The following is a 12515-nucleotide window of genomic DNA, read 5'->3' on the forward strand; positions in this document are numbered from 1 at the left end:
CCCTTTTTGTACGGCTTCTCAGCCGAACCCTCATTCAGGAACACTCTTCGTCGCTGTAGCAAGCGGGCTGTTATGCTCCTGCTCACCGCGGCTCTCCGACCGCAAATACAGGACAAAACCTGCGATCATCAAACCGCCGCCAAACAATTGGAAGGAACTGATCGCTTCCCCGAACAGCATCATTGCGAGTAAGCTCGCGCCAACCGGTTCCGCCAACACGGTCATAGACACGGTTGTCGCGCGCAAATATTGTAAAAGCCAATTGAACACCATATGTCCGAACACGGTCGGCACGATCGCGAGCAACAAGAAAATGCCCCACTCTGTGGATGGGTAGTCGGTCATTGAATATCCAGCTGCAATATTGTAGCCTGTAAAAAACAATGCCGTAAAGCCGAACACGATCAGGCTATATACATAGGAAGGCATTCGGGTAAGCAAACGCTTGGCGAGAATAATATTGAATGCGATAGCAGCCGTCCCGAGCAGCGAGAGAGAGTCGCCAAAAAAAGCGGTTTTCGATAGTCCGAAGTCACCTGAGCTAATGAGAATCGCTCCGCCTATGGACACAGCCATACCGATTAGGGCTGCTTTTCCTAGCTTGTCGCGTAGGAAGAAGTAGGCTAGAATGGCTACAAAAACCGGCTCAAGTGTGAGCATGATCGTTGAACTGGCGATGGATGTATAGGAAAGTGAAGCCATCCAGAGTAAAAAATGCAGCGCAAGAAAAAAGCCGGCGCTAGCCAGCAGTGCCCAGTCTTTAAGGGAGAGCTTGCGAATGGCAGGCAGCTGGCGCCAGCCGAACGGAAGCATGAGTAGAAAGGTGAACAGCATGCGGTACTGCCCTTGAACTGACACTGGAGCGTCGGAGTAACGGACCAGAATCGGAGCAAAGGAAATGGCAATCATGCTCACCAGCAACGGGACGACTAGAGATGTTTTGGACAAGGATGTCGAGTTCATATGAATAATTGTAATTCCGTTCTGCAGGAAGTTCAAGGGTTCTTGAATTGTCACATTTATAGCTCAAGTTAGTCATCTTTGTCACTGCGGGATGGGGTAAACTAAGTGGAGGAAGGGGTGGCTTAGAATGGGAAAAGCATCTTCCCTTACAGATTGGTCTTATTTGGCCTTATTTGGGATAATTATGCTTATTATACTGATTTTCTGTTTGTACGGGTTCAAGAAGCTAATGAAATCCGAAATGGACGAGCCCCATCCTCGAGTGCGAGAAGCTGCCGGATCTGCCGCAGCAGCACCTCAAGCAGCAGTACCAGTGCAAGAGAGTTCCAACCACAGCAAGGCTGATCTTGCTGGGACTGAGCACAAAGACCGCCCCTAGGAGCGGTCTTTTGACGTTGTATGAGTATTTGTGCCGACTACTCGGCTTCTTCAGGACGCCAAGCTGCAAGCCAACTTTCAATCTCGCCTATAGTGTCGATAACTCCATCTGGGCGGCTCATGCTGGAGGGGCTAACCTGACGGAGAGCCAATCCCTGGCGCACCCATAACCCACGCATGCCAAGATGTTTGGCGGGTACGATATCGTTGTCGATTCGGTCTCCGACCATAAGCGTTTCCGAGGGAGGACAACCCGTCGCCTCAAGGGCGTATTCGTAAAGTCGCGGGTCCGGCTTGGCCAAGCCAAGCTCTGCGGAAGCAAATACCTTGTCGATATGCTCCAAAAGTCCGTAGCTGCGGAGTCGATCGGCCGTTCCGGCACTCTGATTGGCGATAATGCCAATTCGGTAGCTAGCGCTCAGTCGTTGCAAAATGCCACGGGACTCAGGGAACGGACGGTCAAGTTCCTTACGGTACTTCATTTCGGACCAAATCGCTTGGCGCAGTGCTGAATCCGGGAAGAGCGATTGTAAAATATCCGCCATAGGGAAAGGGGAGTAGCGCTTGTGGGCTTCCATCCATAGCTCACGGACATGGTCCCGGGCGACGACAATTCCCCTGCGTCCTGCAGCGGCAATGAGCTGGCGGGTAATGTCCTCGATAGGTTCCGATTCATCCACCAGTGTTTCTCCAACATCGAAAAAAATCCATTTCAGCGGCAAGTTCATCATAGTTCGTATCGTATCATGTCGTTGCTGCATCAACAAGTGTCGGCAAATAATTATTAATAATTGTAAAAAAACGAACAATAAATGTTGTCTAGGTCGACTTCTAATGGAATAATACTACTCTCTTGGCGAGAGGTTTTTCGGTGTGCTATAATTACGTTCGTTCCGATTAAATCGGATTGAAATTCAGGGGTATAGCGTGATTAGGAGAGTCGGGAAAAAGGATGAGTTCAGTCTTGGAGAACCACAAAGCTTTGTCTCAGCTTACGAGCAAGATGGGCAAGCTGCTCCGGGACCGTTTCGGCAAGGGACCGGAATCGATTTATGTTTCAGCGAATGAAGTTTGCGTTAGTATGCATTTCCGCCAGTTCGTCAGCGTCGTGGAGAAAATAATGCTCCAGCAGAACAAGGACGAAGCCGTGAGAGACATGAGGCAGCTGGTAATGGATTTACTGGTGCCGGAGTTCAAACATCTGATCTCCGATACTTTAGGGCTACAATTGCAACATATTTATTACGACTGGAACCTGGACAACCACTCCGGTATTATGATTGGACTGGTGGACAGCTCGCTCTTCGACCGGTACCAGGAATCTTATCGTGGCAAAAATTATATTCATCGGCAAGTCGAGAAGATTTCCGCCGAGGCGGAGAAGATGCCAGATGGCATGCATTCCTTCTGGACGAACGCGAGGACGCTCGTAATTGTCCGATCAGGTATTCTTATCAAGCTGGAGAAGGAGCTGCTGCGTGCAGGCTACGAGCCGGCATTGCGTGTGGCCAAGCGAGCGCTGGAAAAATCGCTTCTACTTACCGAGGTGGATATGACCCAAGCGATGGACAGAACTCCAGACGGCTTGTACCTCGATTGGAAGTTTGACCAGGACCAGAGCATAATCGTTTATACATTTCCAACGGAATAATCGACTTTATGAACAGATGGCCTCTAAGCGGCTAAGCTGACCATGAGCCGAGAGAGCAGCCCTGTTTATGAGGGTGCTTTCTTGGCTTTTTTTGATTTTAGAAAGGAGCTGCAACACGGTCCATGAATATTGATGATCAAATTCTAACCCCGAGCTTACCTGATTCCCAGAAGCCGGCAGAGCTGCATCCTGCACTCAGTCAGCTGAGTGAAAAAGTTGAGGCGGATGCGTACTACATAGCCATCCGCGTTGAGGAGGGAGATCAGATTGATCTGCTCCACCATCGCGGCGAGCCTATCCTGCATTGCGGCATGATGCTGCCCCGTTCGACTGAGGAGGAGAATGGTAAGCTTCTTCAGTACTTTAATTATCAGGTGCCCATGTCCAAAGAGAAGGATGGCACCACGGCGATATTAGGCATACTGCGCAAGGAAACCTCGTTCAGCGAGGAAGAAAAGAGTAGGTTGGCATCCGCCGCAGCGAGCTGGAATTTAAGCGACAGCTCGTCCTCATCAGCAGACTTGTCGGTTCAGGAACAGGCTGCCACAGGCTTTTCCACCGGATTAAAGCCGCAGCGAGCGGAGCAGCTGCGCGGTGAGCAACTGCGACTGCTCGGCCTGGAGATGATGAATGCTTTGACCAATATCGATGGAATGGCAGAGCTGCTCGCGGATTCACCATTAGAAGTTTATCAGCTGGATATGTTGGAGGAGCTAAGACAGAACAATAGCCACTTGGCTTCGCTCGTCCAAACGCTCGTCAAACATTCCGTTCTCCTTGATGGGAGCTGGGAGCGATTTTCGGGTTACCCGTTCTCGGTTGTACAGCTATCAAATCGTTTGCTCCAGGAGCATGCTGCGGCCGAAATGAGCGGCAGGCTCGTCTGTTGGATTTCCGAGGATGTGCCCGAAGCGGTGCTCGGAAGCAAAGAGGAGCTTGTCCAACTGCTCAACTTGCTGTTAAAGCTTGCCGAATCGGGTGGTCCTGGAGGATCTATCCGCCTAAATATCCATATGAACTCCAGAAATACGGGAGACGGGCTGATGGATCTGCTGGTTCAGCTCATTCTAGAGGAAGCAGCCGCTCCTAACGTCCGAATCGCCGAGTTTTTGGAGCAAGCCAGAGAGATGGTGGAAAATAACGGTGGCGAGCTATGGCAGGAGCCCCATTCTACCGGCTGGAGTCTCCAGTTGACGTTCCAGGTGAAGGCTGTGAGTCAGTAAGCTCCATTAGAAAAGATTCCGATCTAGTCGAAAAAGGTTTCATTAAATTAGAACAAGCTCCAGTCGAACTCTTTGGAGAGGTGTTTCAGCAAGTGGACACCAGCTACGCTGTTTCCATGTCGATTGAGGGAAGGGCCGATAATGCCGATGCCCGCCTGGCCTGGCAACAGTGCCATAATACCACCGGATACGCCGGATTTGGCTGGAAGGCCGACGTCGATTGCAAACTCACCGGAGCCGTTGTACATGCCGCAAGTGACCATGAACGTTTTGGCGATTTGGACGAAGCGGCGCGGAATCAACCTTTCTCCCGTGTCAGGATCCAGTCCGTCGAGGGATAGTACAAGAGCCATTCGCGCCAGATCAGCGCAATCGACCAACAGTGAGCAGTGCTTGAAGTACACTTCCAGCACATCCTCTACCTTGCCCTTTAGCACACCATTATCGGTGAGGAAGTAGGCCATTGAGCGGTTTAGATGTCCCGTTTGGCACTCGGAACGATAGGTTTGTTCGTCGATTTGAAGCGGTTCGCGTCCGGCCAGCTTGCCAATGAAACTCTGGATGCGGGTAACTTTCTCCTCATTGGAGCTGCCGCCTATGAGCGAGCTGATGACAATTGCGCCGGCGTTAATAAGGGGATTAAAAGGAATTCCCGGTTGAACAAGCTCAAGCTTAAGCATGCTGTTGAAGCTGTCTCCAGTAGGCTCCATGCCAACCTTGCTGAATACGACGTCCTCGCCATTGTCCATAAGGGCAAGAATAAGCGTGAACACTTTCGAGATACTCTGCATCGTAAAACGATCCCCGCATGTTCCGGCTGAAAGAGATCTGCCGTCAACGGTTCGAATATGGAGGCCGAGCGAGGATGGATCAGCTTTGGAAAGCTCCGGTATGTAGGAAGCGACTTTGCCAAGCGAAGTTTCGCTGCGGGCATGCTCCAGCCACTGCGGGAGTCCAGCGCTTAGGGAAGACCAATTGGATTCATTCATGGAGCTCAACCTTTCTGTAGAAGAAATCAAGTTTATCCCACTGAACTTCATTGTAGCATGCGGACGGTGTCGCGTTGAAATGAACGCTCCAACTCATGTATGCTAAAAGGAAAGTTTAGGAAAATGACTTGTGCGAGGTGCCCTCAAGCATCTGCGCCTTCCGGGGAGCGCGATCTATGAATAGAGGAATCCGCTGGTATATCGCTTCAATCGTCGCTGCCGCTGTTGCCTCGGTCGCAGGCCAGCTGATTTGGCTGGCGGACCCGTTGCGAGCGGGCACGTTTTTTTGGATGGACATGATCGAGATTTTGGCTCGAGCATGTGCGGTCATTCCGCTCTGCTGGACGATTGGAGCGTACCGCTCCTGGAGCAACAGTAAGAGCCGCAAGCTGCCGCTGTTGAAGCTGCTCGTTGCTGCGGGAGGATTGCTGACTGCTGCGCTGATGGCGCTGCAGCCTGATGGGGTGTCCGCGCTCGCAATAGCGGGCGGCGTTTCGGTGCTGCTTGTGCTGCTGGACGCGGCGCGGGAGGAGCGGCGCAAGCGGCGCTTCCCGCTGGGCACAGCTGCTTTTTCAATAGCGGCGGTATTACTTGGTCTCCTGCTTTTTTACCCGACGGCTTATGCCGTTACGACGCCCGGGTTCACGCTGAATATGAACCGCTACGCGCAGGTAGAGGGTGGCAAGGAGAGTGGCGGCTCAATAGAAGGCGTGCTCGTCATCGAACGTCCAGCCTTCCCAATCGACTGGCTGTACGCTGCGTTACTCCCGCATATGGTAATGGAAAAGCGTGATACGAGCATTCCGATCTCGGAAATTCAGCGGCAAGTATTCATTCAGCGAGCGGGAGCCAACGAGATTGGCACAGCAGTTGCACTGCAAAAGCTCGGTCTCGGCAAAGGTGTTGTGCCACTCGGCATTCAGGTGCTCGCGTTGCTGAAGGACAGCCCGTCCCAGGACGTGCTTAAGCCGGGAGATGTGCTATTATCGATCGGCGGCCAGCCGGCCCGCGATACCTCGGAGCTGGCGAAGCTGATGGGTGAAGCTGCACCGGGAAGCGATGTCAAAGTCGGTTACGAGCGTGACGGTGGGAAAGCTGTTTCGGTAATCAAGACGAAACCGAGTCCAGATGATCCCAAGCGAGCTGTGCTAGGCATTCAAGTACAGGATCGTACAGTGGCTGATTTGACCCGTCAGATGGATTTTAAATCCTATCTGGTCTATCAAGGCGGCCCGTCCCATGGAGCGATGCTTGCTCTCACGGTGCTGGATCAGCTGACGCCAGGCGGTGTAGCCTTTGGCAATCGGGTTGCTGGGACCGGAACGATTGATGCGGCAGGGAAGGTCGGTCCGATCGGCGGTATTGAGCAGAAGGCTTTTACAGTTGCGCGCGCTGGTGCGGATGTGTTTTTTGTCCCAGCGGGGCAAGAGACGGATGCTCGTAAAGGATCAAAAGAGCTTAACATCGTTCCCGTACGCACGCTGGATGAGATGCTGAATTGGCTGAAGGCGCATCCTAAGCAGGCTTAGGCCTGAAACAACAAGCTGCCCTGCTTCCATCCGAGCACGCTGGATAGGCAACAAATAAGAAGGTATCGTTCCTCAAAAAATTTGAGGAGACGATGCCTTTTTCGTTATCGAGCTATTTTTAACGAGTAGAATGATTCACCGACAAAGTTTATTAAGCGGAGAGATTATGATATAAGATTTTCCAATTTCAGTTTATACTTAGGTGACAAGAGCTTAGTGTAAAGGGGGATTTGCTATGGGGATATTAATCGTTATTGCCATTCTATATGCACCGATAATATATCGGATATACCGTAAAATGGATCGTCTCGAAAGGGAAATTGAAGAGTTAAAGAGAACCAGAACATGATTATCCTTTTCAACTTTAGCTCATTTCATTTGGGTAAAATTATAAAACGACTAGATGGTTCTAGTTTATAATACCAAGCGCCTGGGAAAATGAAGAGCGCCGCAGGGAGGCTTCACTCGCGGCTCTGTTTTACCTGGAGCTTTTTTCAAATTTTGTTGCTGCTTAAAATAATTGATGAATCGCTGCTGATATAGCCAGCATACCGATACCAAAAAGTAAAAACCACCAAGCCCATTTCCTCTTTGATATTCTCTCATCTGCATCTTCAGAGTGATAATTTGCTCTTTGTCTGTCACCGCTAGTAAAAGCTCCTACTAAAATTCCGGATATAGCAAGAGATACAATCCCCAATATGGTTATTATAGTCATATCGTTTGGCTCCTTTATCTAGATTTTAGAAGCATCAACCTATAACCATGGAGTAGTCGCTTAATCGACTATTTCTTATGACGCAAAAACCACTGATTATGTGACACTGGGAACAATATAAACTCATTATTGTAGGTAGTGGCTTGGATACAAACAATCCTATTTAAGTCGCACATTAAAGCTTCCTATTCCACTACAGTTGAACCCAAGAGAGCTCAGAAGATGACTGAAATCATCCTGAGCATGCCTTCAACATGGCCAACCGAGCGTTTAGGCTAGTACTCAATTTGGAACTTTTGGGCCATGTACTACAACTAACTGGATTTCGAGCGCAAGAGGGAACGAAGTTATGCTAACGGAACTCATGATGCTAGTATAAAAAGTGGACATCCGTTAACAGACGGCTAATAATAACCGTATATGGAGGTGTTCACATGGGTGAGCAGCGGCAGCATTACAATGAAGATTTCAAAAAACAGACCGTAAAATTCATTCAAGAACAGGCGAAATCGGTTGCGGATATCGCTCAGGACCTTAACATCCCCAAAAGTACCCTTCATCAGTGGCTGTCCCTATACCGTGAATTCGAAAGCGAACCGGTAAACAGTTCGGAACGGATCCGAGAATTGGAACGACAGCTCAAGGAAAGCGACCGCCGAGTGGCCGACCTCGAGGAGGAAATAGCCATTGTAAAAAAGGCGGTGCACATCTTCAGCAAACCACGGAACTGAAATTTCAGTTCATTTACGACAATTGCTCCGTGTTCTGTGTGCGGAAGATGTGCGACGTTCTAGAGGTTTCACGGAGCGGTTATTACAACTGGAAAAACGCAGTGATTAGTCCTCAAGCTAAACGCAAAGCCGAGTTGCAGGAACGGATTTTGTTTCACTTTCACGACGTTAACAAGCGGTATGGAGCGCCGAAAATCGCGTTTCTACTTCAAGAGGAAGGCTACAGGGTTTCAAAGCGAACGGTAGGCCTCTATATGGTTGAGCTCGGGCTTCAATCCTGTGTTTCCCGCACGTTCAAGGTGAAAACAACTGACTCCAATCATGACGATCCCATCGCTCCTAACACGTTGAACCAGCACTTTCATATCGAAAAACCGAATCAAGTATGGGTGGCCGACATTACGTATATTCCTTTGCCGTGAAGGCCGTCTTTACCTGGCTAGTGTCATGGATCTCTGTACACGTGAAATTGTAGGCTGGAGCCTGGATGTTCACATGAAGACAAGTCTCGTTCGCCAAGCACTAACGATGGCTTATCAAGCCAAACAACCACCAATTGGCCTCTTACACCACTCCGATCGTGGGACGCAGTACGCTTCCCACGAATACCAGAATCAACTCCTCCAGTACAACATGGAAGGAAGCATGAGTCGCAGAGGCAACTGTTATGACAACGCCAGCATGGAATCCTTTCACAGCATCTTGAAGAAAGAACTCATCTACTGTACTCGCTTCCTTACCCGTAAACAGGCTCACCAGGAAATCTACCGCTATATTGAATTTTTTTACAACCGGAAGCGAATCCACGGATCGCTCGGTTATCTTTCACCTGCTCGTTTTGCAGCTCAATTTGAGTAAAAGATGTGTTTCTGTCTGTTAGCGACTGTCCATTTTATTGACGTAGGTCCAGTTTGTCTTTTTGCCTGTTTGTCTGTTTGGATGGAACTATTAAAGCACTAGTTTTACTTCTTCGATTGTTTAGTAAGCATCGCTAGCATATCCCATTGATCCTGAGTAACGTCGAGCAGGTTATTGAATTGCCCAGCGCCTTGCAGCCATTCGCCGCCATCGATGGTGACACACTCGCCGTTCAAGTAACCAGCGTAGTCGGAGATGAGGAAAGCGGCCAGATGAGCCAGCTCTTCTTTGTTCCCGACCCGCTTTAGCGGAATGCGGTCGATTATTCCTTGGGCGAGCTCCTCTGTGGGGACGATGCGCGACCAGGCTCCCTCGGTCGGGAAAGGGCCAGGAGCGATGGCGACCTGGCGAATGCCATGGCGCGCCCACTCCACGGCAAGCGAGCGTGTCATCGCCAGCACGCCGGCTTTGGCGGCGGCGGATGGCACTACGAACGCTGAGCCGCTCTCGGCGTAAGTGGTCACGATGTTCAGCATCGTGCCGGAACGGCCGGCTTCGATCCAACGCTTGCCGAATTCAAGCGTTGTATAAAAGGTACCGTGCAGGACGATGTTCAGCACGGCGTCAACCGCCCGATGCGAGAGCCGCTCGGTCGGGCTGATGAAGTTGCCGGCGGCGTTATTGACGAGCACGTCAATGCCGCCGAAGCGACTATCCAGCGCATCCGCCAGCGCGAAAATTGCATCTGGATCGCGGACGTCGCAGCTATGGACGTAAACGTCACAGCCGGCGGCGGACAGTGCAGCTTCAGCCTCGCGCAGCTTCTCCTCGCGGCGACCGGCGAGCGCGATGCGCGCGCCAAGCTCCGCAAAGCCTTCTGCCATCGCGCGTCCAAGTCCGGTCGCTCCGCCGGTGACAAGCACTGTTTTGTCCTTTAATAGGTCAGCACGGAAAGGTCCCATTGGCGTAGTCATGCTAAAGTCGCCTCCTTTAGGCTAATACCTTGCGGAATTCCTCCGTCAGAAGCGGCACAACCTCGAACAAGTCGCCGACGATACCGTAATCCGCCACCTTGAAAATCGGCGCCTCGGCATCCTTATTGATGGCGATAATGACGCGCGATTGGCTCATCCCAGCCAGATGCTGGATCGCTCCGCTGATGCCGCAGGCGATGTAAACCTCTGGCGTGACGACCTTGCCGGTCTGGCCGATTTGCAGGGCATAGTCGCAATAGCCAGCGTCGCAGGCGCCACGCGAAGCGCCTACAGCGGCGCCGAGCACATCCGCCAGCTCGTCGAGCGGCTTGAAGCCATCGGCACTTTTTACGCCGCGCCCGCCGGAGATGACGATTTTGGCTTCGGCCAAATCAACTTTGCCGCCAGCTTTGCGCACAACATCACGCACGATGGAGCGCAGATCAACAGGAGCGGTATAGCTCCGATCAACGACTTCACCAGCGGTTTCCGCAAGGGTAGCAGGGGGGATATTGTTGGGACGAACGGTAACAACGCCTGAGCTGGAGAGGAAGCGTTTTTCCTCGAATGCTTTGCCAGCGTAGATCGGTCGTTTGTAGAGCTCACCGGACTCGATGGAGATGACGTCGGAAATCTGTCCGGCGCCGATCAGGGCGGCGATCCCTGGAGCGAGGTCGCGCCCCTCAGCCGTATGGCCAAGGAATACACGCGATGGCTGAAGTTCCTCTACGATACCTTTAACTGCATGCAGATAAGCGGGAGCGTTGTAGCTGACGAGCTCGGGATGATCAACCGCGTACACCTTGCCGCTCGTATAAGAAGCAAGCTCACCGGCGAGCCCCGTAATGCCACTGCCGATAATGACGGCCGAGATCTCGGCACTGTCTCCTGCGGCGAGACGAGCTCCCTGAAGCGCTTCCAATGTAACCTGACGAATCTTCCCCGCACGTACTTCAGCGATAACGAGAACCGGTTGGCTCATCTTGATTCCTCCTTAGGCTATAGAGAACTGGGATTGGACTGTATTCAGATGGCTTTGGCTTCCGTGCGCAGCAATTCCACGAGCTTGGCGGCCTGCTCGGCAGGAGTACCTTTGATCAGCTGGCCGGTTCCGCGTTCGGGCGGCAGTGCAATTGATACACGTTCGGTAAGGGCAGCAGCTTCTCCAAGCCCGAGATCATCCAGCGTCAGCGTTTGAAAAGGTTTCTTTTTTGCCTTCATGATATTCGGCAAGGAAGGGTAACGAGGCTCGTTCAGCCCTTGCTGGGCGGTGAACAAGGCAGGGAGTGAGAGCTCCAGCGTTTCGGTGTCGCCTTCAGCGTCCCGCTTAACGACCGCTTGCGAGCCGCTTATCTCAAGGGAGGTGATGGAAGCGGTATGAGGGATGCCGAGCTTGTTAGCAAGCCGGATCGCCACCTGGCCGCCGCCGCTGTCTACGGAGAAGTTGCCGCCAAGCAGCAGATCGAATGATTGGCCGGATAAGTATTTTTCCAGAACGACCGCTGCTGCACCTTCATCAGAGCCGATCCGAACATCGGAAATGAGTACCGCGTCATCTGCACCCATGGCCAGAGCTTGGCGAAGAGCTTCGGCCGCGCGGCCGGGTCCAACGGAAACGACGGTTACGTTGCCGCCATGTTTGTCGCGCTGTTGGAGTGCCTCCTCTACGGCATATTCATCGTAAGGATTGATCACGTATTTCACGCCGTCATCCGATACGGACCCGTTTTGAATGACGATTTTTTCCTCGGTATCAAACGTTTGCTTGAGCAGGACAAAGATATTCATGAGTGGGCTCCTCCTTTGGAATGAAACGATCGATTTTATTTGAGGCCACGAAGAAAGAAATCTACGCTCTTGTCAACCTGAGCAGTCAGCGAATACTTCATACCGGAAATCAGCCATGATGTGACGGCTTCATCCATTCCTCCAAAAATCAGCAGACGCGTAAGTTTGATGTCCAGATCCTGCCGGAAGGAACCTTCTCTCACCCCTTTTTCCAGAATATGCTCGATCAGTTCAATATAAGGCTTCACCGACAGACCAATTGCTTTGCGCAGCTCCAGCGAGCTTTGGCGCAGCTCGATCTGGGTCACATAAGCGAGATTGACATCGTTCTCCAGCGCGGAAAAGTGGATCTCACAAACCGCTCGCAGCGCCTCCTCGGCGGTAGCGGTTTCACGAATGCGAGTGTTGAAGCGCTCGACAAGATCTCCGAGTTTTTCCTGAAACAGCGAGATGAGGATATCTTCCTTCTTCTTGAAATATAAATAAATCGTACCGTCAGCGACGCCTGCTTCTTTCGCAATCTTCGACACCTGGGAGCCGTGGAAGCCGTTTTCGGCAATAACTTTCAGTGCGGCGTCGAGGATTAAAAAATATTTTTCCTGCTTCCTACTTGTCATGGTTGCACCTCGGTGGTAGTATTTACGTATAGTGAATGAATGCTCATTCATTTTCTACATCTTAGGGGATATGACACCGATTGTCAACGTTTTATC

The 12515-nt window shown here is 51.5% G+C and carries 14 protein-coding genes; 6 read left to right on the plus strand and 8 right to left on the minus strand.

All coding sequences use genetic code 11. From position 1 onward, the window contains the following. Positions 1 to 30: 30 nt before the first annotated feature. Together CGZ75_RS05615 and CGZ75_RS05625 are read right to left on the minus strand one after the other, a co-directional pair. Complete coding sequence (locus CGZ75_RS05615; RefSeq protein ID WP_245850711.1) at positions 31 to 1017, minus strand: DMT family transporter; 987 nt, start codon at positions 1015 to 1017, stop codon at positions 31 to 33. Positions 1018 to 1379: 362 nt separating this feature from the next. Beyond that, on the minus strand, positions 1380 to 2102 hold the full coding sequence (locus tag CGZ75_RS05625) for an HAD family hydrolase (RefSeq protein WP_089523263.1): 723 nt from the start codon (positions 2100 to 2102) through the stop codon (positions 1380 to 1382). Positions 2103 to 2293: 191 nt separating this feature from the next. Here CGZ75_RS05625 and CGZ75_RS05630 point away from each other — a divergent pair, with 191 nt between their 5' ends. Both CGZ75_RS05630 and CGZ75_RS05635 read left to right on the plus strand, forming a co-directional pair. Continuing rightward, positions 2294 to 2992 (plus strand): Na-translocating system protein MpsC family protein, encoded by a 699-nt coding sequence (locus tag CGZ75_RS05630; protein WP_245850712.1) that lies wholly within the window; start codon positions 2294 to 2296, stop codon positions 2990 to 2992. 122 nt (positions 2993 to 3114) lie between these two features. Beyond that, positions 3115 to 4215: a histidine kinase gene (locus CGZ75_RS05635; protein ID WP_089523264.1), complete on the plus strand. Its 1101-nt coding sequence runs from the start codon at positions 3115 to 3117 to the stop codon at positions 4213 to 4215. 47 nt (positions 4216 to 4262) lie between these two features. Here CGZ75_RS05635 and glsA read toward each other — a convergent pair whose 3' ends face one another. Then, on the minus strand, positions 4263 to 5204 hold the full coding sequence (gene glsA, locus CGZ75_RS05640) for a glutaminase A (protein WP_089523265.1): 942 nt from the start codon (positions 5202 to 5204) through the stop codon (positions 4263 to 4265). A 176-nt stretch (positions 5205 to 5380) separates the two neighbouring features. Here glsA and CGZ75_RS05645 point away from each other — a divergent pair, with 176 nt between their 5' ends. Further along, positions 5381 to 6733, plus strand: a complete 1353-nt coding sequence (locus CGZ75_RS05645; RefSeq protein WP_089523266.1) for a PDZ domain-containing protein — start codon at positions 5381 to 5383, stop codon at positions 6731 to 6733. A gap of 511 nt (positions 6734 to 7244) precedes the next feature. Here CGZ75_RS05645 and CGZ75_RS24420 read toward each other — a convergent pair. Further along, on the minus strand, positions 7245 to 7451 hold the full coding sequence (locus CGZ75_RS24420; RefSeq protein WP_141136675.1) for a DUF5316 domain-containing protein: 207 nt from the start codon (positions 7449 to 7451) through the stop codon (positions 7245 to 7247). 434 nt (positions 7452 to 7885) lie between these two features. On the opposite strand from CGZ75_RS24420, the gene CGZ75_RS05655 reads away from it, so the two are divergent. The 3 genes from CGZ75_RS05655 (at position 7886) to CGZ75_RS05665 (ending at position 9040) form a co-directional block, all read left to right on the plus strand. Next, positions 7886 to 8182 carry a transposase gene (locus tag CGZ75_RS05655; RefSeq protein WP_089523268.1) on the plus strand — a complete coding sequence of 99 codons (297 nt, stop codon included), beginning with the start codon at positions 7886 to 7888 and terminating at the stop codon, positions 8180 to 8182. 101 nt (positions 8183 to 8283) lie between these two features. Further along, positions 8284 to 8604, plus strand: coding sequence for an IS3 family transposase (locus CGZ75_RS05660; RefSeq protein WP_176444688.1), 321 nt, complete (start codon positions 8284 to 8286; stop codon positions 8602 to 8604). Further along, positions 8588 to 9040 (plus strand): IS3 family transposase, encoded by a 453-nt coding sequence (locus tag CGZ75_RS05665; RefSeq protein ID WP_281255108.1) that lies wholly within the window; start codon positions 8588 to 8590, stop codon positions 9038 to 9040. The genes CGZ75_RS05660 and CGZ75_RS05665 overlap by 17 nt, the downstream gene beginning before the upstream one ends. Before the next feature lie 104 nt (positions 9041 to 9144). Here the strand turns inward: CGZ75_RS05665 and CGZ75_RS05670 are convergent, their stop codons facing one another. The 4 genes from CGZ75_RS05670 to CGZ75_RS05685 are packed head-to-tail and all read right to left on the minus strand — an operon-like array spanning position 9145 to position 12419. After that, the gene (locus tag CGZ75_RS05670) at positions 9145 to 10014 is read right to left on the minus strand and encodes an SDR family oxidoreductase (protein ID WP_342745650.1); all 870 of its coding nucleotides are present in this window, start codon (positions 10012 to 10014) and stop codon (positions 9145 to 9147) included. Positions 10015 to 10030: 16 nt separating this feature from the next. Continuing rightward, complete coding sequence (locus CGZ75_RS05675) at positions 10031 to 10996, minus strand: electron transfer flavoprotein subunit alpha/FixB family protein (protein ID WP_089523271.1); 966 nt, start codon at positions 10994 to 10996, stop codon at positions 10031 to 10033. Between the two features lie 44 nt (positions 10997 to 11040). Next, entirely contained in the window at positions 11041 to 11802 is a 762-nt protein-coding gene (locus tag CGZ75_RS05680; protein WP_089523272.1) for an electron transfer flavoprotein subunit beta/FixA family protein, read from the minus strand. 35 nt (positions 11803 to 11837) lie between these two features. Continuing rightward, positions 11838 to 12419 (minus strand): fatty acid metabolism transcriptional regulator FadR, encoded by a 582-nt coding sequence (locus CGZ75_RS05685; RefSeq protein ID WP_089523273.1) that lies wholly within the window; start codon positions 12417 to 12419, stop codon positions 11838 to 11840. Positions 12420 to 12515: the final 96 nt, after the last annotated feature.

The sequence above is a fragment of the Paenibacillus herberti genome, from assembly GCF_002233675.1.
Taxonomy (GTDB): domain Bacteria; phylum Bacillota; class Bacilli; order Paenibacillales; family Paenibacillaceae; genus Paenibacillus_O; species Paenibacillus_O herberti.